The sequence below is a fragment of the Steroidobacter gossypii genome, from assembly GCF_016801985.1.
In the GTDB taxonomy this organism is placed as follows: Bacteria; Pseudomonadota; Gammaproteobacteria; order Steroidobacterales; family Steroidobacteraceae; genus Steroidobacter; species Steroidobacter gossypii.
In genome coordinates this window covers 566,405-589,464 of the sequence record NZ_JAEVLS010000004.1, presented here as the reverse complement: position 1 = coordinate 589,464, position 23,060 = coordinate 566,405, and the positions used below count along the sequence as shown (strand labels likewise).

The following is a 23,060-nucleotide window of genomic DNA, read 5'->3' as shown; positions in this document are numbered from 1 at the left end:
CCTACAAGAGCGACTCGATCAGTTCATAAATCGGGTTGGCCGGTTTCGCGCGGTCGGCCGCGTCGCTGGCTTCGGAGGCGTCCAGCACCGCGCCGCTGCCGTTCAGCACGCTAGCGATGAAGTGACTCAGCTCCAGCGAGCGTTCCTGAATGTCGCCGTGATTGAAATCGACGATGGTCGTGCAGTGGCTTTCGTTCAGCGCCCGGAACTGCGGGAAGTAGCCCCCGAAGTTGGACAGCGTGTTCAGCGTCTGTCGCAAACGCTCGGTATCCGTGGCCCACTTGGCATGGATCAGCGCCTCTTTGGCCGCCTGGTTCGGTGCGTTGACGATCTCCGGGAAAAAACGCTCGTACGAGTACGACGAATAGTTCAGATCCTGCCAGAAATGCGTGTGGCCGAGGCGGTCATTCGGCACTTTGGAGGACAGCGCTGCATAGATGCTGCCGAAATTGTTGCTGTCGAAGCCGGGCAGCACCGAAGCCAGGTACGGCATCGGCCCCTGATCCAATCCCCAGGCCGAGCGAATCTGAGTATGTAACGGCACCGACGGGTACTGCGCAGGGTTGCCGCCCACGGGAGCGGAGAACGACGGACCGGAGTCGTTGATCAGATATCCGTAAGTCGGAGCCATGTCGCGCCGGACAGTCGCGTAGCTGTTGAGGCTGCCGATGCCGCCCGCGCTGCAGCCCGTCGACAGCATCTGCGTCGGACGAGGCAGTTTGTTTTTCAGCCAGGCGAGCACGGCGCGAGTGTTGCGGGCGCCATTGTGATGAAACACCAGCGGGTTGTTCTGCCCGGTGGGGTCGTTGTACACCGCGACTCGGTCGCCGCTATACACGTCACCGGTGCAATAAGGAACATAGACCATGTTCCAGTTCTGGGTTTTGACCGACGACCATGGATGTGCGCGCACCACGAAGGGACTGACCAGGCTGCTCGCAGGATTGAGCAAGCTCATATAGTCGTCCGGAATGCCATTGGGATTGCGAGCGCCACGGATGCCGGTCTGGCCGCTGCAGCTTGCATAGTCCCAGCACGCACCGCCGCCTTCCATGTAAATAATGGTGTTCCGCGTGTTGGGGACGCGATTCACGAAAAACTTGTATTGGGAACCGTTGCCGCACACCGCGCCGGTGGAGGGCGCGAGTTTGATTGTTTGCCACTGATAGTAGGCGCCCGGACTGAAGCCGTCATTGTATCCAGCAGGATTCGGCAGCAGGGGATACGGCCCCTGCATCTGGGCCGCCGTCACCGGGTTGTCGGCCGGCGGCGGGGAGATCAGATTCATGATCGTCTGCAGGGCGCTGTAATCGCCTGCTTCGGCATGCGCCTGGGACGTTGCGCCCACAGTGCAGGCGATCACGGCCAGCGGAAGAAACATCGTGCGCGCAGTGGAGAAAACGAGTCCTGTCATGATCGTCTCCTTGAGAGTCCGTCCGCGACTTTACGGCAACTGCGTTCGTGGGCACGGCCTTGTTGCCCGACATGATGCTGCTCCTCGATTCAAACATTTGTCAACAAATGCACTGCGAGCTATAGCGCCTGCGTTACTGCGCTCTGATGGGCGTCGCGGGCGTGGTCTCATCGATAAAGAACACTCCGTCGAAGGCTCGCCTGATGTCCTCCACAAGATAGGAACCGTGCGGTGGCGCTGCTGTGTTGCTCCCCGGCACCGGGGTCATCATGCGCATCTTTAACGGTTGACCCGCGACGTGCGATGAACCTATCGCGGCTGCGCGTAAGTCAAGAAACCAGTACGGTTTTCCGAGTGCGTGCAAGCGCGCCTCGAGACTGCCGGCCTCGGAAGGCGGTATCTCGATGACTCGGTCTCCGGTGACCCAGCGGTCCTTGCCGCGATAGGTCGTCAAAGCGATCGTGTAGATCTTCGGTCCAAACCAGTCGGAGAGATATGCGCCGGTCGGCTTCATGTCGCCCGCTCGTGGATGAACGTGGACGGCCGCGAAGCCTGGTGCGAAGTGTGCACGTGTGACATGTACATTGTGCGCCCAGACAATCAATTTCCGGCCTGGATAGCCTTGCTCGATCAGCCAGCGCAGGTTGTGAGCGTTGCGCTCGTCGCGTCGATTGAAGTACGCGACGGCGTTCCGGAACCTGGCGGATGTTTCGCCCCGAACGCCGTGATCGATGTCGAGCTTGCCTTGTGCATCGACTCGCAGGTTGATCAGCGCCTGTTCCATGAAGGATGTTCCTTTGGCGCCGTGCGCCTGCTCGAAGAGAGCCCGGTGAGCTTGAATGGCGTTCAGCACGGCGTCTGAACTGCTCGAGAACGCGTCGAGATCTTGCTGAGTTGGCCGCAGCGCGAGCGCCTCCCTTTTGTCCCACGCCGTCAGGCGTTCCGCCAGCACCTGTTCGGATGTTCCCAGTCGAACGAGATGCTCTCTATGCTGCCTGCGCGCTTCTCGCAGCTCACAACACAGGCGATGGTAGGTGGCAAGCGCTCGATCCACGTCCGCCTGCAGCTGGCTGCGAATCGTCGGCTCGTGAATCGCGCTGACGAAGGCACGCAGGTCTTCTGAGAATGCGTCAAGTGCGTTTCGGGCGGTGAACTGCAAGTCGAATCCCGCCATCTGCAGCGGTCGCGAGGTTGCTTGAGTCGACTTCACGTACTCCAGCAAGGGCCTGACTTCTTCGGCATTCGACCAGATCGTGAAGATTCCGCGCTGCGCAGCCGAGACGGCATCGCTCTCGCCGCGCATGGCTGCATCCGCCAGCCGCATGCCGTGCATGCCCGACTCCCACACGAGCACATCGAAGCCCATGCGCTGGTGCAGGAACTTGATCAGACGAACCTTGGCGGCAAAGCTGTTACCGGCGCCGTGACCGGGCTCGCCCAGTTGCACCACCTCGGCTGGGCCGATGGCGGTCAACAGCGGTTCAAGATCCCGGAAATCTTCATCTGTCGCAGCAATCGAGCGGAGCGGCGCGGCATTCTTCTCAATCCAGCGTTGCAGCTCATCGGCCTGCTCAGCGTGCCCGGTGCTGCACGCGAGCAGAGCTGCCAGCAGCCCACTAGCCCAGCGAGCCCGCCCGCGCTGATGTCCGAATCGACACGGCATGAGATGCTCTCCACGTTCCCCAATGGGAGTCGGATGCCGGCTCGCAGAGAAAGGTTGCTACTTCGCCAACGCGTACTTCATCCGAATCTCTGCACGCTGCGCAACCTTCTGGCCCGCACGCTCCACGGGCTCGTATTTCCACTGCCGAAGCGCCTCTACCGCGGAGGTGTCGAAGACGCCGGCAGGGTGGGATTCTTTGACTTCGATGTCGCTCACCGTGCCATCCGGCAACAACGTGAACTCCAACATCACCCAACCTTCGACACCCGTTGGTGCTGAGGCGGGCCACGCGGGAGGAATCGTATGGGTGCGCTTTAGGGTCGAAGCCGATACGACGCCCTCATGCGATTGCGCCGCCTCGGCAGTAACCGCTGCCGTCATCCCGACCAAAACAGCCAGAGAAAGAGCCGAAACTCGAAGCATAGGTGCCACTCCTGTGTGCCCGTCGAGCTTGGATGCGGAGGCGATTCCAGCCCTTCTCCCCGCAAACGTCAACCTGTTTGTTTTTTCCTGCGACTGGCAGCGAAGGCGCTACCATTGCGCTAGGCTGCGACGAGTTAGAGAGATCACGATGGCAACAGCACTGGCCGTTCTTTGCGGCAAGGTTCGGCCGCTGGGGCGGACTCGAAGTGGCATCGACAAGAAGCCGGTGAGCGGGCCGCAGCGGGTGGAGCAGGAGGGGCTCGTCGAGGACCGGCAGGCGGATCGGCGAGTGCATGGTGGCGTCGACAAGGCGGTGCACTGCTATCCGTGGTCACACTACACGTTCTGGCGGGAGCGCCTGCCTGGACACGCACTGCTACAGGAAGCGGGTGCGTTCGGGGAAAACTTGAGTATCGACGGCATGGACGAGCAGGGCGTCTGCATGGCCGATCGCTGGCGTATCGGCAATGTGATATTCGAGGTCAGCCAGGGCCGACAGCCATGTTTCAAACTGAATCTGCGTTTCGGCGTAAAGGATATGGCCGCGCAGGTACAGGATACATTGCGCGCCGGTTGGTATCTGCGAGTGCTCGAACCCGGCGAGCTCGGCGCGGGCGATCAAGTCGAGCTGTTGGATCGTCCACATCCGGAATGGACAATCGCTCGCATCCTCGCGGTGATCCGAGATCGCGAGGTGAGCCCATGGATTATCGAGCCGTTGCTCGAATTGCCGCTGCCGCCCAGCTGGCGGCGCATGTTCGAGCGCCGCTTACAGTCGGCGGAGGTGGAGGATTGGTCGCGCCGACTGGGATGACTTATCGGTGATCCTGCACCATCTGACGATTGATGAACAACGCCACCAGCGTGCCGACCGCGCCGGACAGTAGATAAGCGCCAGAGAACACCAGGCCGAAGCGACTCGTCAGTTCGAGCGCGACCCAGGGGGCGAAGCCTGCGCCGAACAGCCACGCGAGGTCCGAGGTGAGCGCCGAGCTCGTGTAGCGGTGGCTCAATGGGAAGTTGGAGGCAACCGCGCCGGAGGCCTGGCCGAAGGCGAGGCCGAGCAGCAGGAAGCCCGACATCATGAACACGATCTCACCGATCTCACCGGCGGCGAGCAACTGAGGAGCGAAGCCGCTGAACGCGGCGATCGCCGCCGCTGTGCCGCCGAGCAGGGTACGACGACCGACGCGATCGGCGATCCAGCCGGAAGCGACGATCGCAGCCACGCCAACCGCCGCGCCGAGCGACTCGATCAACAAGAAGCGCGCCGGGCCCTCGTCGGTGTACAGGAACACCCACGAAAGAGGAAACACCGTCACCATGTGAAACAATGCGAAGCTCGCCAGCGGCGCGAACGCGCCAACCACAATGAGGCGGCCGTTGTTGCGCAACGTTTCCAACATCGGCGTCGGCTGCAACTCCTGCGTTTCGAACGCCTTGGTGTATTCCGGAGTGACGACGATACGCAGCCGTGCGAACAGCGCGACCACGTTGATGGCGAACGCGACGAAGAAGGGATAGCGCCAGCCCCAACCGAGGAAATCCGCGGCCGAGAGATTGCCGATGATGTAGGCGAACAGGGCGCTTGCGACCATCAAGCCGAGCGGTGCGCCCAGCTGCGGAATCATCGCGTAGTAGCCGCGACGTTTCTGGGGCGCATTCAACGCTAGCAGCGACGCGAGGCCATCCCACGAGCCGCCCAGCGCAATGCCCTGGCCGATGCGCAGGAAGCCCAACAAGTACGCCGAAGCAATCCCGATGTCGTTGTAACCGGGAATGAAGGCAATGGCCACGGTCGACGTGCCAAGCAGAAACAACGCGACCGTGAGCTTCATGCCGCGACCGTAGGCTCGGTCGATAGCGGTAAAAATGACAGTCCCGAGCGGGCGCGCCACGAACGCGAGCGCGAAGATGCCAAACGAGTACAAGGTACCGGTGAGCGCATCCACGTAAGGAAAAATCAGCTTCGGAAACACCACCACCGAGGCGATGGCGTACACGAAGAAGTCGAAGAACTCCGACGTACGGCCGATGATCACGCCGATGGCGATGTCGCCGGGCCGAACCTCGCCGGCATGCGCTTCGTTGGTCCGCCGGGCATCGCGTTCCAGCGATGAAGTAGGCGCACCGGACTGCGCGACCGTCATATGTCACTCCTCTGGATCATGCCCGCTTTTATAGGCCGGAAGCCTGGACTGGACCATTGGGCAAAATGCCCAATGTCGCCGCGCGACCGCGATCTCTATCCTGCGCAGTCGTTATGCCGGGCCCAGAATCAGTAACGATGAAGAACTTACTGCGCACGCTCGCGGTGCTGCCGCTGTTCGCGGCGCTGTCCGCCTGCGACATGGTGGTGCTGAATCCCACGGGCGATGTGGCCGCTCAGCAGCGCGACCTGCTGGTCATGTCCACCTACTTGATGCTGCTCATCATCGTGCCTGTGATGGCGCTCACGGTGCTGTTCGCCTGGCGATATCGACATAACAACCGCGAGGCGCGCTACGAGCCAGACTGGCATCACTCAATGCGACTGGAGCTGGTGATCTGGTCGGCGCCGCTGCTGATCATCATCTGTCTGGGCGCGCTGACCTGGCTCGGCACGCACCTGCTGGATCCCTATCGTCCGCTCGACCGCCTCGGGCCAGACAAGGAAGTGCCTGCAGAAACGCGCGCTCTGCAAGTGAACGTGGTGGCGCTCGATTGGAAGTGGCTGTTCATCTATCCGCAGTACGGCGTGGCCACCGTCAACGAACTGGCAGTGCCCGTGAATCAGCCGGTGACCTTCAAGATCACCGCCTCGTCGGTGATGAATGCGTTCTATATCCCCGACATGGCCGGCATGATCTACGCCATGCCGGGCATGGAGACGCGCTTGAACGGCGTCTTGAACCAGGCCGGCGTGTCGGAAGGATTTTCCGCCAACTATAGCGGCGCCGGGTTCTCCGGCATGAGGTTCAAAGTACGCGGCGTCAACGACACCGAGTTCAAGCGCTGGATCGCCACCGCGCGCACCGGCGAGCAATCGCTGACTCGCGACGTGTATTTGCAGCTGGCGAAGCCGTCGGAGCGGGAGCCGGTCCGATATTTCTCGAACGTCGACTCACAGCTCTACAGCTCCATCCTCGGCATGTGTGTCGAGCCCGGCAAGATGTGCATGCACGACATGATGGCGATCGACGATCGCGGCGGCTTGGGTTTGGGCGGTGTCTACAACGTCGCCCGCATCGAGGACGATCGGCCGCGCGCGGTGTTCGGCTCCGACGCCTCGCACGTCATCGGCATGTGTACCGCGCCGGTGGTGCAGACCTTCGAAGATGATCTGTTGCCGCAGGTGGATCGCGCGCCGCTGCGTGGCGCCGGCCTGCCGCGTCCTGTGTCGAATACGTCCCGTTCGCTGGTCGCGGATGCGATCGATCCGTCGAGTTTGCAGTAATGCAGTTGCCCTACCAAGATTCGCCCGTTTTGCAGCTGATCTTCGGCCGTTTGAGCCCGGCGGCGCTGCCGCTGCACGAGCCCATCCTGGTCGCGACCTTCGTCGCCGTCGCCATCGGCGGCATCGCGATGCTGGCGGCCGTGACCCGTTATCAGCTGTGGGGCTATCTGTGGCGCGAGTGGATCACCACCATCGATCACAAGCGCATCGGCATCATGTACATGATCCTCGGCATCGTGATGCTGCTGCGTGGCTTCGCCGACGCCATCATGATGAGATTGCAGCAGGCGATCGCGTTCGGCGGCTCGGAGGGTTATCTCAACGCGCATCACTACGATCAGATCTTCACGGCGCACGGTGTGATCATGATCTTTTTCGTGGCCATGCCGCTGGTCACCGGCTTGATGAACTACATCGTGCCGCTGCAGATCGGCGCGCGCGACGTCGCCTTCCCATTCCTCAATAACTTCAGCTTCTGGATGACCACGGCGGGCGCGGTTCTGGTCATGTTCTCGCTGTTCGTCGGCGAGTTCGCGCGCACTGGCTGGCTCGCTTACCCGCCGCTCTCCGGCATTCAATACAGTCCCGATGTCGGCGTCGACTATTACATATGGGCGCTACAGATAGCGGGCGTAGGAACTTTGCTATCCGGCGTGAATCTGCTTGCGACCATCATCAAGATGCGCGCGCCGGGCATGACGCTGATGAAGATGCCAGTGTTCACCTGGACTTCCCTGTGCACCAACGTGCTGATCGTGGCGGCCTTCCCGGTGCTGACGGCGGTGCTGGTGCTGCTGTCGCTGGATCGTTACGTGGGCACCAACTTCTTCACCAACGATTTCGGCGGCAATCCGATGATGTACGTCAACCTCATCTGGATCTGGGGCCATCCGGAGGTGTACATCCTGATCCTGCCGTTGTTCGGCGTGTTCTCGGAGGTCACCTCGACGTTCTGCGGCAAGAAGCTGTTCGGTTACAGCTCCATGGTGTACGCGACGGTCGTCATCACGATCCTGTCGTACATCGTGTGGCTGCATCACTTCTTCACCATGGGCTCGGGCGCGAGCGTGAACTCGTTCTTCGGCATCACCACCATGATCATCTCGATCCCCACCGGGGCGAAGATCTTCAATTGGTTGTTCACGATGTACCGAGGCCGGATTCGTTTCGAGCTGCCGATGATGTGGACCGTGGCCTTCATGCTCACGTTCGTGATCGGCGGCATGACGGGCGTGCTGCTGGCGGTGCCGCCGGCGGACTTCGTGCTGCATAACAGCCTGTTCCTGATCGCGCACTTCCATAACGTGATCATCGGCGGCGTGCTGTTCGGTCTGTTCGCCGGTATCAACTACTGGTTCCCCAAGGCGTTCGGCTACAAGCTCGACGTGTTCTGGGGCAAGGTGTCGTTCTGGTTCTGGGTGGTCGGCTTCTGGGTGGCGTTCATGCCGCTGTACGTGCTCGGCTTGATGGGCGTGACCCGCCGCATGCGCTACTTCGAAGATCCGTCGCTGCAGATCTGGTTTCAGATCGCCGCGCTGGGCGCGTTCCTGATCGCGATTGGCATCGGCGCGATGCTGATCCAGTTCTATGTCAGCTTCCGCAAGCGACACGAGCTGCGTGACACCACCGGCGATCCGTGGGACGGCCGCACGCTGGAGTGGGCGACCTCGTCGCCACCGCCGGCTTATAACTTCGCGTTCACGCCCATCATTCACGATGGCGACGCGTGGTGGGACATGAAGCAGCGCGGCTATCAGCGTCCGCTGTCGGGCTTCAAGGCCATCCTCATGCCTCGCAACACCGGCGCCGGTTTCATTCTGGCGGCGCTGAGCACGGTGTTCGGCTTCGCGATGGTCTGGTACATCTGGTGGCTGGCCGCGCTGAGCTTCGTCGGCATCGTCGGCTACGCCATCTATCACACCTTCAACTACGACCGGGACTATCACTTGCCGCGAGAAGAAGTGATCCGGGCCGAAGAAGAGCGCACGCAGCTGCTGGCTGCGGCGGCACGGAGCTGAACGAATGGGTCACGCACTGACTGCGGAACAAGCGGCCGCTCGTACGCTGTTCCATGTAGTGGACGAGCACGATCACGAAGCCGGCGGCAGCACGCTGCTGGGCTTCTGGATCTATCTGATGAGCGACTGTCTCATCTTCGCGGTGCTGTTCGCCTGTTATGGCGTGCTGGGCGGCAACTACGCGGCCGGGCCGGGGCCGAAGGATCTGTTCGATCTGTCCCTGGTCGCGGTCAACACCTCGATGCTGCTGCTGTCTTCGATCACGTATGGCTTCGCCATGCTGGCCTCGTATCGCAAGCAAGTGGCCGCCACCCAGTTCTGGCTGGCCGTCACCGGCCTGTTCGGCGCGGCGTTCCTTGGCATCGAGCTGTACGAGTTCGCGCACATGATCCACGTAGGCGCCACGCCTCAGCGTAGCGCGTTCCTGTCCGCGTTCTTCACGCTGGTCGGCACGCACGGCTTGCACGTGACATTCGGCATCGTATGGCTGATCACGCTGATGGTGCAGATCGGCAAGCAGGGTTTGAACAAGGCCAACGCGCGCCGGCTCGCGTGCCTGAGCCTGTTCTGGCACTTCCTGGACGTGATCTGGATCGGCGTCTTCACGTTCGTCTACCTGATGGGCATGTTGCGATGAGCGCTCACGAACACGCATTGGCCGACCACCGACCGGACGCCGGCCCGAATCATGGAGCGGAGGAGCCGCACGGCACGCTCCGCGAGTACGTCATCGGCTTTTTGCTGTCGGTGGTGCTCACGGCCATTCCGTTCTGGCTGGTGATGGGCGATGTGACCTGGAGCAAGCAGACCATCGCGTTCGTCATCATGGGGTTCGCCGCCGTGCAGATGGTCGTGCACATGGTCTACTTCCTGCACATGACGCCTCGGAGCGAAGACGGCTGGACGCTGACCTCCCTGGTCTTTACGCTGATCCTGGTCGTGATCACGCTCGCGGGTTCGCTATGGGTGATGTATCACCTCGACACCAACATGATGCCCCAGCACGAGGCCAGTCAGCCCCTCTGAGCGCACCGACCCGTGCGCCGCTGCCGCCGCTGAAGCTGGCGGCAGTCTGCATCGCCGCTGTCGCCGGCGTGGCGTTGCTGATCAGTCTCGGCGTCTGGCAGGTGCATCGCCTCGCCTGGAAGCGCGATTTGATCGAGCGCGTCGAGCAGCGAGTTCATGCGACGCCCGTAGCCCCGCCGGGTCGCGAGCAGTGGCCGCTCGTGAATCGAGAGAATAGCGAATATCTGCGCGTCGCCATCCAGGGACGTTTTCTCCACGACCGCGAAACGCTGGTTCAGGCCGTCACCGAACGCGGCGGCGGCTTCTGGGTGCTGACGCCGCTCGAGACCGACGGCTTCACGGTTCTGATCAATCGCGGCTTCGTACCGCCACCGCTGCGGGATCCCGCGAGTCGTCCGGAGGGACAGATCGAAGGCGTCACCACGGTGACGGGGCTGCTGCGATTGAGCGAGCCGGGAGGAGGGTATTTGCGAACCAACCAGCCAGCGGAAGATCGCTGGTTTTCGCGGGATGTAGCTGCCATCGCGGCCGCTCGTGGCCTGACCGACGTGGCCCCTTATTTCATCGACGCCGAAGCGTCAGCCCCTGCGATCGACGGCGCACCTGTGGGCGGCCTCACGGTAATCGCTTTTTCCAACAATCATCTGCAGTATGCGCTCACCTGGTTCGCGCTGGCCGGCATGGTGGCCGCTGGCGCGGCCCTGGTGCTTCGCCACGAATGGCGCTCGCGCAGGCTGCAGACCCAGTGAACTCGATAACTTCCGCCGAGCCGGTCGCTCCGTCTCACATCGATACCGCCAATCGCAAGAACCTGGAGCTGCTTATCCAGTTGCGCTGGATGGCGGTGCTCGGCCAGGTCATCACCATTGCCGTCGTCCACTTCGGGCTGCGCATTGCGTTGCCGCTGGAGCCCATGGGGGCGGTGCTCGGCGCCTTGCTCGCGCTCAACGCGCTCAGTCATCTGTGGTTGCAGAAGCGCCTGCAGGTCAACAGTCAGGCGCTGTTCCTGGCGGTGCTCCTCGATGTGGCCGCCTTGACCGTGCAGCTTTATTTCAGTGGCGGGGCCACCAATCCGTTCACCGCGCTTTATCTGCTGCAGATCGCGCTGGCTGCCGTGTTGTTGCCGGGCGCCGGCGCCTGGTTGATCGTGGCCGCGACGTTCATCGCGTTCCTGGGATTGATCGGCATCAATCAGCCGCTGGCGGTGGAGCCGCCTGCCAGCCTGCTGAGATTGCACATCATGGGCATGTTCGTCTGCTTCGTGCTCGGCGCGGTGCTGCTGGTGTGGTTCATCAGCCGCATGACACGCAACCTTCGGGAACGTGACACCTATCTTGCCGAGTTGAAGCAGCGTGCCGCCGAGGAAGATCACATCGTGCGGCTGGGTCTGCTGGCCTCGGGCGCTGCGCACGAACTGGGGACACCGCTCGCTGCGGTGTCAGTGATTCTCGGCGACTGGCGCCGCATGCCTGAAATCTCGCAGCATCCGGAGATGATGCAGGAGCTGCGCGAGATGCAGGCGGCGATCCGTCGCTGCAAGAGCATCCTCAGCGGCATTCTGTTGTCGGCGGGCGAGGCGAGAGGCGAAGCGCCGAGCGTGACGACTCTGCATCGCTTCCTCGACGAGATCGCACGCGATTGGTCCGATGGGCGCCCGGCCGGCACGCTCCAGTATCACGCCGGCAGCGGCGCGTTAGGAGAAGATGTGACCATCGTGTCGGATCAGGCGCTCAAGCAGGTGGTGACCAATCTGCTCGACAACGCCTACGAAGTCTCGCCCGGCTGGATTCGATTGAATGCCGAGCGCCGCGGTGACATGCTGCGGATCGAAGTGCTCGACCTGGGGCCCGGCTTCTCGCCGGAGATGCTGGAGAATTTCGGCAAACCGTACAGCTCGACCAAGGCGCGCCGGGGCGCCGGCCTGGGATTGTTCCTGGTCACCAACGTGATCCGAAAGTTCGGCGGTCGCGTGTCGGCCCACAATCGCGAAGCAGGCGGGGCCACGGTCACGGTCGAGTTGCCGCTCGCGGCGTTGATGTATCGAGAGAAAGATCGTGGCTGAGGACGTCGACAATCAGGGCGCCGCCGTCGAGGCGGGGCAGTCGCAGAAGGTGCTGCTGATCGTCGAAGACGACGAGTCGCTGGCGCGCACCCTGAAACGTTCGTTCGAGCGGCGCGGCTATCGCGTGCTCACCGCGCAGAGTCATGAGGAAGTGCTCGAACTGTTGAAGACCGACTCACCGGGCTACGCCGTGGTCGATCTGAAGTTGAACGGCGCGTCCGGCCTGTCCTGCGTGCAGACCCTGCACGCGCACGATGAGGAAATGAACATCGTCGTGCTCACTGGCTTCGCCAGCATCGCCACCGCGGTCGAGGCCATCAAGCTCGGCGCCCGGCACTATCTTGCCAAGCCTTCCAATACCGACGACATCGAGAAGGCGTTCGACAAGACCGAAGGCGATGCCGAAGTGGAGTTGGGCGCGCGGCCCACGTCCATCAAGACGTTGGAATGGGAGCGCATTCATCAAACGTTGGCGGACGCGGATTTCAACATCTCCGAAGCCGCTCGCCGGCTGGGCATCCATCGCCGCACCCTGGCTCGCAAACTGCTCAAGCGTCAGGTCAAGTAGGCACGCCGATCCGCTTCGCCAGACGTCGCAGATTGCCGCGATCCATGCCCAGCGCTCGCGCGGCTGCGGCCCAGTTGCCCTGCTGCGCGGCAAGTGTTTGCTCAATGAGCCGGCGCTGAAAGTCGTCTGTCGCCACGCTGAGACTGAGACCACTGATGTCGACGTGCTCATGTTCGCAGCGGACGGGCGGCGCTGCTTCGACGCGGGGCCTGCCGAGATCCAGATGACAGGTTTCGATGGTCACGATGCGATCGCTGCCCGTTCCTCCGGCGGCGGCTTTCAACGCGGCGCGACTGATGGTGTGCTCCAGTTCCCGCACGTTGCCCGGCCAGGTTGCGTACAGCAACGCCTGTTGTGACTCCTGCGACAGCCGCAGGCCGCGCAAGTGCAGACTGGCGCGATTGCGTTCCAGTGCGTTACCCGCGAGCAGCAGGATGTCACGACCGCGATGGCGCAATGCCGGCACCTGCAGAGGATAGATGCTCAAGCGGTGATACAGATCGGCCCGGAAGCGCCCGACGCGAACCTCTTCGGCGAGATCGCGATTCGTCGCAGCCACGATGCGCACGTTCACCTTGATGTGTTCATCCGAGCCGACGCGCTGAATCTCGCCACTCTGCAACACACGTAGCAGCTTCGGCTGCACGGTCATCGGCAGCTCGCCAACTTCATCCAGCAACAGCGTGCCGCCATCGGCGATTTCGAACTTGCCGCGACGGTTCGCGGACGCGCCCGAAAACGCGCCGGCGACGTGACCGAATAGTTCGCTCTCTACCAGCGCCTCGGGCAAAGCCGCGCAATTCACCGATATGAGCGGTCTTCCGCTGCGATGAGAGCCGTAGTGGATGGCGCGCGCGACCAGTTCTTTGCCAGTGCCGGTCTCGCCAGTGATCAACACGGTCAGATCGCTGTTTGCGACCGTATCGATTTCCTTGAGCAAGGCGCGCATCGGGGCGCTGCGCCCGATCAAGTGCTGATCCGGCCTCAACTCCGCCAGCAAGGCGCTGCTGACCAGGCTTTGACGCTCCATCGCATCCTGCATGCGTGTGAGTCGCTCGATGATCTCCAGACAGCCGCCGGCAAGATTCGCAAAAGTACGGAGCGCATCGAGCGCTTTTTGATTGAAGGTGCCTCGGCGTAGCGCGTCGATTGTGAGCACGCCCAAGGGGCCGTTGCTGCCGCGAATCTGCACACCGGCGCAGTCATGCACGTGGAGACGATCCGCGACATTCGGAATGAGGCCGTCGAACGGATCGGGGAGCGCGGAGGTGGGCGGAAAACGCAGCACGTCGGCCGCGCCCATGATGGCCTGCAGGCGCGGATGCTCACTTACAGGGAAACGTCGGCCCATGGCGTCGGCGCTGAGTCCGTCGACCGCGACGGGCACCAGATCGGGTCCTCGAAGTTGCAGCATGGCGCACGAGTCGGCGTGCGTGGCTTCCTTCAATGCCGCCAACCAGAGTTGCCATGAGAGCGTGGTTTCTCCGTCCAGCGCCTCGCGCAGCACCCGCTCGCAGGCGGCGATCAATGCAGTGGTCATTACGACTCGATGATGTCATATCGACTCCTCCGGCAAGTGGGTCATTTTGACTCAGGGTGGAAAGGAACCCGCCGAATCAATGACCTACCGGGTGGCACGAGCCTTGCTCTACATAAGTGGTATCGCCAGCAAGAGAGGATTGCATGCTTACCCCCGCCCAGACCGCCATCGTAAAGGCCACCGCGCCGGTCGTTGCCCAGCACTCCGAGCGCATCACCACCGTGTTCTATCCGTTGATGTTCGAGCGCTATCCGGAAGTGCGCGAGGTGTTCAATCAGGCGCATCAGCATGGAGGCTCACAGCCGCGCGCACTTGCCAACGCGGTCGTCGGCTACGCCATGAACATCGATAACCTCGGTGCGTTGACGGCCGTGGTCGAACGCATCGTGCAGAAGCACGTCTCGTTGAACATCACACCGCCGCAGTATCGGATCGTGGGCGAGTGCCTGATGGAGGCGATCGGCCGTGTACTCGGCGACGCTATCACGCCCGAGGTCGCCGCCGCTTGGTCCGCCGCGTACTGGCAACTCGCCGATCTGTTGATCGCGGCGGAAGAAAAGGAATATCAGCGTAAGGCCGCGATGACTGGCGGCTGGCGCGGTACGCGTCGCTTGCGCGTGGTGAAGCGTGAGCGCGAGAGCGATGTCATCACGTCGTTCTGGTTTGCTGCCGCCGATGCAGGTTCGCTGATGGACTTCAAACCGGGCCAATACCTGGGGCTGCGGATCGACGTCGACGGTCAGACAGTTCAGCGCAACTACAGCCTGTCGGATCTGCCGAATGGAAACACCTATCGCATCTCCGTGAAGCGTGAGCCCGGCGGATTGGTCTCGAATTTCTTTCACGATCATGTGCAGCCGGGCTTCGAGGTCGATGCCTTCGCGCCAGCAGGCGAGTTCACACTGGCGGAGACGTCCAAGCCGGTGGTGCTGCTGACGGCCGGCGTCGGGCAGACACCGGCGCTGCCCATGCTCGATCGGGCGCTCGCCAGTGGGCGACGCGTCATCTATCTACATGCGGCGCTCAACAGCGCGGTGCATGCGTTTCGCGAGCGCATCGACGCATTGGCTTCACGTCATCCGAATCTGCAGCACGCGTACATTTATAGCGAGCCGCTGCCGGGCGATGAGCCGCATCATCGCGGCTTCGTCACTTCGGAGCTGCTGCAGAGATACACGCCGGCAGACGCGGAGGTTTATTTCCTCGGGCCGAAGCCGTTCATGGTCCATGTGAATCGCACGCTGCGCGAATTGAAAGTCGCCGCAGAGCGGATTCGCTATGAGTTCTTCGGGCCGATGGAAGCGTTGGACTGAAGCCGAGACGCCGCCAGGCCAGGGACGGCCGCGGCGGACTACTGTTTTCTGGCGGACGGCGTGGCCGACGAGGTCCAGTTGATGACGTGATAGGTCGCCGGCCCCGCGCCGATGTTTCGCAGCGAGTGCATCTCATTGGAGGCATTGAACACCACCGAGCCCGGGCCCACGCGCTTCATCTGCCCATCCACCAGCACCTCTACCTCGCCCTCCTTGATGATGACGAGTTCTTCGTTGGCGTGCTTGTGAGGCGCATGTGAAGTCGCGCCGGCGGGCAGGGTGGTGACATGCAGCTCCAACTCGTCGAGCGTCGCGGTCGGCGCCCGCAGGAATTGGCGGACAGCGCGTACTTCCTCCTGCTGGACCGGAACGTCGCCCCATGCGATGGCCACCGAGCCCATGGGCTTGGGCGCGCTGACGGCAGTGATCGCAAACGTGGCGGCCACGGATACGGCGGCAATCGTGATATCGCGCGGAGTAATCACAACAGAGGCTCCTCGAAGCTGGAATGCAAGCAGATGGCCGCGTGACAGTACGCGACCGGCGAGTACTTGTCAGCCGAATTCCGTAGCCGTGTCGGCGACTGCTGCCAGCGCCAAGGCCATTTCGCGGCTGTTGGAACGACTGGCCCGCGGTGGAGTTGAGCGAATGCAACTTCACCCATATTAGAAGAGGGCTATGCTCCCCAGACCAACGGACAATGGATCGATTCTTCGGCCGGGGCAAACCTGCTGGCGCGCCTCGCTTGCCGAGCGGGCGACCTTGCTGGTTGATGGCCAGGAGTACTTCGCCGCGCTGAGAGCGGCCCTGCTGCGCGCCCGTAAGCTGGTTCTTATCGCCGGCTGGGACATCGACAGTCGCGTCAACTTGCCGATCGCCGCGGGCGCATCCGGCGAGGCGCTGTCTGCGCCGACGCAACTGGGAGAGCTGCTTGGATATCTGCTGCGCACTCGTCCGGGCCTGCAGGTCCATGTGACTCGCTGGAACTACCATTGGTTCTATCGTGACGACCGTGAAGTGGATACGCGTGAGCAGCTCGAAGCGCGCGGCGTTCATTTCTACGAAGACGCGCAGCACCCGACGACCGGCTGCGTGCATCACAAAGTCGTGGTCATCGACGATGCGCTGGCGTTCGTCGGCGGCATCGATCTGACTCACAGCCGCTGGGACACTCGCGACCATGCGCCGGACGATCCCCGGCGCTCCAATGTGGACGGACAGCCTTACATGCCGGTGCATGACACACAGCTGTGTGTCAGCGGCCCCATCGTCAGCGATGTCGCCGCCTATCTGCGGGAGAACTGGCCGGCAGGCGAGGCTCCTGCGCCCGTGCAGGTGGATTCGGCGTGCTGGCCCGAAGAACTGCCGGTGCACTTCCATCGCATCGCTGCGGGCGTCTGCCGCACGCTCCCCTCGCCACCGTGCACCGTTGCCGTCAGGGAAGTCGAGGCGTTCTACCTGGCCGCCATCGCTCGCACCGAACACTCGTTGTATCTGGAAAACCAGTACTTCACGTGCCCCGACATCGCTCAGGCCATTGCCGCTCGCTGCCGGCAAGTGCCCACCTTGCAGGGGCTGCTGGTCGGTATGGAACGTCCGAAGACGGCAGCGGAGCTGCACACCATGGGTCACGGCATGCAACGTTTCTATCGTGTGCTGGCGGAGAATGGGGTGACCGATCGCGTGCCGCTGGTCGCGGCGCTCAGCGGCAGCGAAGGCATCAATCTGCACTCCAAGCTGGGGTTGTTCGACGATCGCTGGCTGACGGTCGGGTCGGCCAACTTGAACCGGCGCTCCATGGGTTTCGACGTCGAATGCAATCTGGTGCTGGAAGCCAGTACGCCGGAGCATCGCCAGCGCATGCTCGAGCTGCGCAACGGCTTGCTTGCGGAACATTCCAATATGACGTCCAGCGCCGTTGCCGAGGTCGTGCGGGTCCATGGGCTCGCCCAGCTTCCCACGCTGACGTGCGGCCAGCGGCGTCTTGTTCGTTTGCGCCCGGATACACTGCCGGCGCACTTTGGCCCGCTACTGGTGCCGATATTCGATCGCGACTGTCACTGGATTCCGCCGCCAACTGCGCGTTCCAAATCGCGCGGACTCTTCGCCCAAGTAGCAGTGCTCGGGCTCGTAGCACTGGGGGCCGGCGCGTGGTGGGACGAATTGCCTCATCTACAAACGCTCACGCGCAGCGTGACTACCGTGATCGATGAACTGCAGGTCGAAGCAGAAACGTCGCTGCGCTATTTCGAGTCGCAGCAAGCAAAGAAAGCCAGCGACCCGCGTCCCCCTGCGACGGCGTCCGCGCGCGGCTCCGACACCGAGACATCGAAGTGAGCCCGTGCCCGTCAGGGCTGCACGGTGAACTGCATTCGTTTCAGCAGCTGACCCTGGGGCGTCTTCACGTCCACGATCCAGCGCCCCAGCGCATTCGCCGGAAAACTCTGCTTGCGTGAGTAGGTGCGCCAGCCCTGCTCGTTGCCGCCTCGGATTTCCGAGCTGATGCTCTCGACGTCACCGCGATGACGCCATTCGAACACGATGGACTGCGCGACACCGCTGGGCGCACGGATCGCGGCGAAGGCGACGACACCAGAGGCGAGCTCAGCCGTTGTGAGTGTGCGAACGCGCGGGCCGGGCGTCAGATCGTCGATGGATTGCGTGATGACGGCTTGGGTCACTGCCAGACCCGCGGGCGGCACATGAGCGCGCAATGCCCATATCAGCGCCGGTGCAAGCACGGAGCAGGCCACCCACAGCCATCGGTGACGACTGGATCGCAGTGAGCGCAGCGACATAGGCGATGTGAGTAATAACCACAAGCTCACGGCAGCCAGTGCGAGCGGCAACGCCTCGTCCAGCGACAGATGCACGACCATGGGCACGACTACCACCGCCGCGATCAAACTGCAGTAGGCATGAAACAGAAGGCGCGTGGCTGCGCGGGCCGCGATCCAGCGCTCATACAATGGATCGAGCGCAGTCAGCAGCGCGGCGCCCGCAGCGATCGCGATGAATATGATCTGCCCGATATCCCGCTGCAGGGCGCCGAATAGAAACGGCAGCGAAAAGAACAGCACTTCCTGCTGTAACGACTGGGTCAGGAAGTTGGAAACGAACTTGCCGATGCCCGAGCGGCGACTTTCGAGATAGCGCCGGACCAGGGGCTCGATGAGCAGCCACAGCCAACCTGCCAGGGCGGCCACGGCGACATAGCGCGCCAGGCCCGCGCCACGCTTCACCATCACGAACCCGACCACGCCGGTGACGAAACTGATCGTGGGAATGAGCCAGGGCAAGCGTTCGACGACGTGGGCAATCCGCACCCAGGCGCCCCCGGATTCGCGCTCCTTGGTAGGAATTTCAGTCGTCGTCGAATCTGTCTCCATGTGGCGAAAGAGTCGCCGAGCCGGAGACAAAAAGGAAGATGTTTGCGATCGGCGTCAAGCGCCTCGTTCAGGGCGTCAGCTCAGCGACACCGACTCGACCGGGTCGATGCGAACGCGCGGCTCCAGCTCCTGGTAAGACAGCACTGGGATGCGCCCGAGCTCCGGCTCGATCAGCTTGCGCAGGTGCGGGCGGATCTCCAGCGAAGTGAGCAATACCGTGGGCGCGCGTTCCGGCGCCGGCGTGCTGCGTGATGCGAAGCTGGCTCGCAGCTTGGTGATGACCTCGCGACGCGCCTGCGGATCGAGCATCATCACCGTGCCCGCTGAAGTCTGACGCAGCGATTGGCGCAACCGGTCTTCCAGAGTCGGATGGAGCACGACCGCGGACACCGCGCCGGCATTGCCGAACCGATAAGAGATGTAACGCGACAGGCTGGTCCGCACGTATTCGGTGACCAGCGTCGTGTCCTTCTCGCGCGGCGCCCACTCGACCAGCGCATGAGCGATCTCACGCAGGTTGCGGATCGAGATGTCCTCGCGCACCAGGCGCTTCAACACATCGGTCAGCCGCGGCACCGGTATGTTCCGTTGCAGCTCGCGTTCCAGGTCGGGGTATTCATCGGCCAGACGTTTCAGCAGCAGCTGCGTTTCCTGAATCCCGATGAACTCGTCGGCGTGCTGTCTCAATACGAACAACACATGGCGAGTAAGCACTTTCTCCGGCGCTTCGCTGGCCTCGGAGCGGTCGAACCGCAGCTCGCCATGCGCGGCGGGAATCTCGTGAATACAAATGCGATAGGCGCCGTCCGCGAGCTCGGGCGTACGACGCATGACGATCCCCGGAAACGGTACGCCGAGATCGGTTTCCAGCACCCGGCGGATCAGCTTGAGCTCGATCTCCAGCGCGTCCGGTTGCAAGTAACGATCGATGGTCGGAAACACCTCGACCGACAACGGCACGGCGAGCAAACGATCGGTGGCGTCGAGCCACGGCCTGACCAGCTCGGTGCCCTCGCGGCGCATGACAGGCATCGGCCGATCGCCCGCCTGCTTGTAACGCCGCCGATGCGGCAGCAACGCATAGCCGGCCGCGCCCACCAACCCGGCGAGCAGCAAGAACGGCAGCTTCGGAAAGCCCGGGATCAGCATCAACGCGAGAATCACGGCGCTGCCGATCAGCAGCGCGCGAGGATGCACCTTCAACTGGTCCGCAATTTCGTCGCCGAGCCCGGGCATAGCCGCTCGGCTCGGATCCGCGACGCGCGTGATCAGGATGCCCGCCGAAATGGAGACGAGCAGCGACGGAATCTGCGACACCAGCGCGTCGCCGATCGTCAGTACCGCATAGGTCTGCAACGCGTGGTTCAGGTCCATGCCCTTGCGCAGCGTGCCGATCGCAAGTCCCGCAAGAATATTCACAGCCGCGATGATGAGCGCGGCGATTGCATCGCCTTTGACGAACTTCATCGCGCCATCCATGGCGCCGTATAGATGACTTTCGCGTTCCAGGCGGCTGCGGCGCTGACGCGCTTCGTCCTTGTCGATCAGTCCGGCGCGCAGATCCGCATCGATGCTCATCTGTTTGCCGGGCATGGCGTCCAAAGTGAAGCGTGCACCGACTTCCGCCACGCGCTCGGCACCCTTGGCGATCACCACGAACTGCACGATCGCGATGATCAGGAACACCACGACCCCCACGATGATGTCGCCGCCCACCACCAGATTGCCAAACGTGAAAATGATGTCGCCCGCGTTCGCGTGCATCAGGATCTGACGGGTCGATGCGATATTGAGCGCGAGGCGGAACAGCGTCGTGAACAAGAGCAGCGACGGGAAGGTCGACAGCCCGAGCGGCGAGCTGACATACAGCGCGACCAGCAGCAACAGCACCGACATGCTCAGATTCACCGCGATCAGCAGATCGAGCATGAGCGGCGACAGCGGCAGGATCATCATGCCGATCGCCGCCACCACCAGCAGCGTCAGCAGGATGTTGTTTTGTAACAGCGCCGCGCGCCACGGGATCGAGCTGGGAATGTCCTTTGCTATCGTCGCCACGTTCGCTCCATAGGGTTGCCGCGCGCCTCAGGGCGTCCGCCCGATCGAGCGCGCCCATCGCAGCACTTCCGCGACCGGTTCGATGAGCTCATCGGGAATGTACTGGTCGACGGGTACGGTTGCTTGCAGTCGTCGCGCCAGATCGATGTTCTGCATCACCGGGATGCCTTCTTCCTCGGCGATCCGCCGGATCTGGCGCGCAAGGTCGCCTTCGCCTTTGGCGACCACGACGGGCAGATCGGTCTCGCCCGCTTCGTAGTACAAGGCCACCGCGATGTGCGTCGGATTGACGACCACGACGTTGGCGCGTCGCAGGTTCTGCAGCATGCCGGCGTTGGCGACTTCCTGATGGATCTGCCGGCGGCGCGAACGGATCTGCGGATCGCCCTCCATCTCGCGCTGCTCGCGTCGCACTTCCTCGATGGTCATCATGTTGCGGCGTCGATAGTCCCAATGCTGGAACCACACATCGAAGACGGCGATCAGAATGAAGCCGCCCAACGCCGCCCACGACAGGATGCTCAGCATTCGCGTACTCAGCGGCAGCAGCTGAGCGGTCTGCAGCCAATGCGCTTGAAACAACGTCGAAAGCAGCTGACGGCCGAGCAGCCAGATCACTGTCACGAGCAGCAGCGTCTTGATCGCAAGCTTCACCAGTTCGATCAGGCTGCGGCGTGAAAACAGCCGCCGCATGCCTTCCACCGGGCTGGCGCGAGACAGCTGCGGCTTCACGGCTGCGAAAGAAAACACGCTGCCGACTTGAATGAAGGCGGCCAGGGCGCTGGCGGCCACCAGTACGACCACCAACGGCCAGATCATGTGCCACGCTTCCAGCAGCAGGCCGCGGGTCCAATCGGCGACGCTCGCTGGCGACTCGAGCGCGCGAAAATCCGCACTCGCGGTCTTCTCCAGCAACGCGGTGAGTCCGGTGAGAAGCTGCGCGCCGGCAACCGAGAAGTAGAGTACTGCCGCCAGCACCGCAACCGTCGCGGGTACGTCGGCGCTTTTCGGCACATCGCCTTTCTTGCGCAGATCACGCAACCGCTTGATCGTCGGCTGCTCGGTTTTGGCTTGCGAAGATTGACGGCTCATGGCGTCACGCGCTCGAACGGCGCCAGCATGGCGTCGAAGCGCATCATGGGCAGCCATTCGCCGTTGGCGGCGACGATGGTGCCGTAAGCCAGCAGCAGGATCGTGAGAGCCAGCACCTTGAGCGGCAACGTGACGAAGAACACGTTGATCTGAGGCGCGAAGCGCGACAGATATCCGACCGCCACCTCGAGCAGCAGCATGATGATCACGAAGGGCGCCGCCACCTTCACTGCGATGACGATGAGATTGAGCACGCCGGTCGTCAGCAGCTGCACGATGGTGAGATTGGACGCGAGCGGATGCAGGCTGGACAGCGGCCAGATGCGATAGCTGTCGAACAGCATGCCGATCAGCGACAACAAGCCGCCAGCAATAAGAAACAACGCCGTGAACATGCGCATGAACAGCGTCCCGACCATCGAATCGTTCTGCCCCGTGCCCGGATCGATGGTGGTCGCGAACGACAGGCCGGTTTGATATTCGATGATGGTGCCCGCCACATACAACGCCCAGAAGCCGACGCTTGCGGCCAGGCCCAGCACCAGGCCGATCGCGGCTTCCTTGCCGACATACACCAGCAAGCTGGACAGTGGCAGTGAATTCATCGCCGGGTCATGCAGCGCCATGGGCAGCAGCGCCGTCGACAGACCGGCGACAAACGCGATGCGGATGAAAGCTGGAATACTGTTGCCCAGGAAAATCGGTATGACGCTGAAGGCCACCGCCATGCGCGACATCAGCAGCGCGACCGTCATCAGCATCTGTTGCCACTGGCTTTGCAGATCCATGGTCAGCGGATGGTTGGAATCGCATCGAACAGGCGGTTGGCGAAGTTCAGCAACTCGCCGCCCAGCCAGGCCGAGGTGAGTGCGATCGCCACGATGGCCGCGATCAGCTTGATGCCGAACGAGATGGTTTGATCCTGGATCTGCGTGATCGCCTGCGCGAACGCGACCAGCAGGCCGACCACGCCGGCCACCAGTACCGCCGGCAGCGACAGCCACAGCACCAGCAGCAGCGCTTCCTGGACGTTGGTTGCAAGTTGCTCGATCGGCATG

At 62.7% G+C, this 23,060-nt stretch carries 21 protein-coding genes; 10 read left to right on the top strand and 11 right to left on the bottom strand.

The features are described from left to right. Nucleotide 1: 1 nt before the first annotated feature. The 3 genes from JM946_RS19465 to JM946_RS31000 all read right to left on the bottom strand — a co-directional run bounded on the left by JM946_RS19465 (nucleotide 2) and on the right by JM946_RS31000 (nucleotide 3,458). The gene (locus tag JM946_RS19465) at nucleotides 2–1,381 is read right to left on the bottom strand and encodes a pectin acetylesterase-family hydrolase (protein ID WP_407700585.1); all 1,380 of its coding nucleotides are present in this window, start codon (nucleotides 1,379–1,381) and stop codon (nucleotides 2–4) included. A 166-nt stretch (nucleotides 1,382–1,547) separates the two neighbouring features. Beyond that, a complete protein-coding gene (locus JM946_RS19460; RefSeq protein WP_203169027.1) occupies nucleotides 1,548–3,077 on the bottom strand; it encodes an erythromycin esterase family protein in 1,530 nt (509 codons plus the stop codon). A 57-nt stretch (nucleotides 3,078–3,134) separates the two neighbouring features. Beyond that, entirely contained in the window at nucleotides 3,135–3,458 is a 324-nt protein-coding gene (locus JM946_RS31000) for an energy transducer TonB (RefSeq protein WP_269141058.1), read from the bottom strand. Nucleotides 3,459–3,648: 190 nt separating this feature from the next. Between JM946_RS31000 and JM946_RS19450 the strand changes: the two genes are divergently transcribed. Next, nucleotides 3,649–4,314, top strand: coding sequence for an MOSC domain-containing protein (locus JM946_RS19450; RefSeq protein ID WP_203169025.1), 666 nt, complete (start codon nucleotides 3,649–3,651; stop codon nucleotides 4,312–4,314). Between the two features lies 1 nt (nucleotide 4,315). On the opposite strand, the gene JM946_RS19445 is transcribed toward JM946_RS19450, so the two are convergent. Further along, nucleotides 4,316–5,650: an MFS transporter gene (locus JM946_RS19445; protein ID WP_203169024.1), complete on the bottom strand. Its 1,335-nt coding sequence runs from the start codon at nucleotides 5,648–5,650 to the stop codon at nucleotides 4,316–4,318. 137 nt (nucleotides 5,651–5,787) lie between these two features. Here JM946_RS19445 and cyoA point away from each other — a divergent pair, with 137 nt between their 5' ends. The 7 genes from cyoA to JM946_RS19410 all read left to right on the top strand — a co-directional run bounded on the left by cyoA (nucleotide 5,788) and on the right by JM946_RS19410 (nucleotide 12,610). Beyond that, nucleotides 5,788–6,936 (top strand): ubiquinol oxidase subunit II, encoded by a 1,149-nt coding sequence (gene cyoA, locus JM946_RS19440; protein ID WP_203169023.1) that lies wholly within the window; start codon nucleotides 5,788–5,790, stop codon nucleotides 6,934–6,936. After that, nucleotides 6,936–8,954 (top strand): cytochrome o ubiquinol oxidase subunit I, encoded by a 2,019-nt coding sequence (cyoB, locus tag JM946_RS19435; protein WP_322110956.1) that lies wholly within the window; start codon nucleotides 6,936–6,938, stop codon nucleotides 8,952–8,954. The genes cyoA and cyoB overlap by 1 nt, the downstream gene beginning before the upstream one ends. 4 nt (nucleotides 8,955–8,958) lie before the next feature. Further along, nucleotides 8,959–9,591, top strand: coding sequence for a cytochrome o ubiquinol oxidase subunit III (cyoC, locus tag JM946_RS19430; protein ID WP_203169022.1), 633 nt, complete (start codon nucleotides 8,959–8,961; stop codon nucleotides 9,589–9,591). After that, nucleotides 9,588–9,980, top strand: a complete 393-nt coding sequence (gene cyoD / locus JM946_RS19425; RefSeq protein WP_203169021.1) for a cytochrome o ubiquinol oxidase subunit IV — start codon at nucleotides 9,588–9,590, stop codon at nucleotides 9,978–9,980. The genes cyoC and cyoD overlap by 4 nt, the downstream gene beginning before the upstream one ends. 68 nt (nucleotides 9,981–10,048) lie before the next feature. Next, complete coding sequence (locus JM946_RS19420; RefSeq protein WP_322110955.1) at nucleotides 10,049–10,729, top strand: SURF1 family protein; 681 nt, start codon at nucleotides 10,049–10,051, stop codon at nucleotides 10,727–10,729. After that, complete coding sequence (locus JM946_RS31325; RefSeq protein WP_322110954.1) at nucleotides 10,726–12,042, top strand: ATP-binding protein; 1,317 nt, start codon at nucleotides 10,726–10,728, stop codon at nucleotides 12,040–12,042. The genes JM946_RS19420 and JM946_RS31325 overlap by 4 nt, the downstream gene beginning before the upstream one ends. Then, a complete protein-coding gene (locus JM946_RS19410) occupies nucleotides 12,035–12,610 on the top strand; it encodes a response regulator transcription factor (RefSeq protein ID WP_203169018.1) in 576 nt (191 codons plus the stop codon). The genes JM946_RS31325 and JM946_RS19410 overlap by 8 nt, the downstream gene beginning before the upstream one ends. Here JM946_RS19410 and norR read toward each other — a convergent pair. Continuing rightward, nucleotides 12,603–14,150 carry a nitric oxide reductase transcriptional regulator NorR gene (gene norR / locus JM946_RS19405; RefSeq protein ID WP_203169017.1) on the bottom strand — a complete coding sequence of 516 codons (1,548 nt, stop codon included), beginning with the start codon at nucleotides 14,148–14,150 and terminating at the stop codon, nucleotides 12,603–12,605. The two genes, JM946_RS19410 and norR, sit on opposite strands and share 8 nt — an antisense overlap. Before the next feature lie 143 nt (nucleotides 14,151–14,293). Between norR and hmpA the strand changes: the two genes are divergently transcribed. After that, nucleotides 14,294–15,463: an NO-inducible flavohemoprotein gene (hmpA, locus tag JM946_RS19400; RefSeq protein ID WP_203169016.1), complete on the top strand. Its 1,170-nt coding sequence runs from the start codon at nucleotides 14,294–14,296 to the stop codon at nucleotides 15,461–15,463. A 38-nt stretch (nucleotides 15,464–15,501) separates the two neighbouring features. Here the strand turns inward: hmpA and JM946_RS19395 are convergent, their stop codons facing one another. After that, a complete protein-coding gene (locus JM946_RS19395) occupies nucleotides 15,502–15,948 on the bottom strand; it encodes a cupin domain-containing protein (RefSeq protein ID WP_203169015.1) in 447 nt (148 codons plus the stop codon). Between the two features lie 193 nt (nucleotides 15,949–16,141). Here JM946_RS19395 and JM946_RS19390 point away from each other — a divergent pair, with 193 nt between their 5' ends. Continuing rightward, on the top strand, nucleotides 16,142–17,800 hold the full coding sequence (locus JM946_RS19390) for a phospholipase D-like domain-containing protein (protein ID WP_203169014.1): 1,659 nt from the start codon (nucleotides 16,142–16,144) through the stop codon (nucleotides 17,798–17,800). A gap of 11 nt (nucleotides 17,801–17,811) precedes the next feature. On the opposite strand, the gene JM946_RS19385 is transcribed toward JM946_RS19390, so the two are convergent. The 5 genes from JM946_RS19385 to sctS form a co-directional block, all read right to left on the bottom strand. Then, nucleotides 17,812–18,852 carry a DUF5924 family protein gene (locus JM946_RS19385; RefSeq protein ID WP_203169013.1) on the bottom strand — a complete coding sequence of 347 codons (1,041 nt, stop codon included), beginning with the start codon at nucleotides 18,850–18,852 and terminating at the stop codon, nucleotides 17,812–17,814. Nucleotides 18,853–18,927: 75 nt separating this feature from the next. After that, a complete protein-coding gene (locus JM946_RS19380) occupies nucleotides 18,928–20,910 on the bottom strand; it encodes a flagellar biosynthesis protein FlhA (RefSeq protein WP_322110953.1) in 1,983 nt (660 codons plus the stop codon). 27 nt (nucleotides 20,911–20,937) lie between these two features. Then, nucleotides 20,938–22,002 carry a type III secretion system export apparatus subunit SctU gene (gene sctU / locus JM946_RS19375; protein ID WP_203169012.1) on the bottom strand — a complete coding sequence of 355 codons (1,065 nt, stop codon included), beginning with the start codon at nucleotides 22,000–22,002 and terminating at the stop codon, nucleotides 20,938–20,940. Then, on the bottom strand, nucleotides 21,999–22,790 hold the full coding sequence (gene sctT, locus JM946_RS19370; protein WP_203169011.1) for a type III secretion system export apparatus subunit SctT: 792 nt from the start codon (nucleotides 22,788–22,790) through the stop codon (nucleotides 21,999–22,001). Before sctT ends, sctU begins: the two co-directional genes overlap by 4 nt. A 2-nt stretch (nucleotides 22,791–22,792) precedes the next feature. Continuing rightward, a complete protein-coding gene (gene sctS, locus JM946_RS19365; RefSeq protein WP_203169010.1) occupies nucleotides 22,793–23,059 on the bottom strand; it encodes a type III secretion system export apparatus subunit SctS in 267 nt (88 codons plus the stop codon). Nucleotide 23,060: the final 1 nt, after the last annotated feature.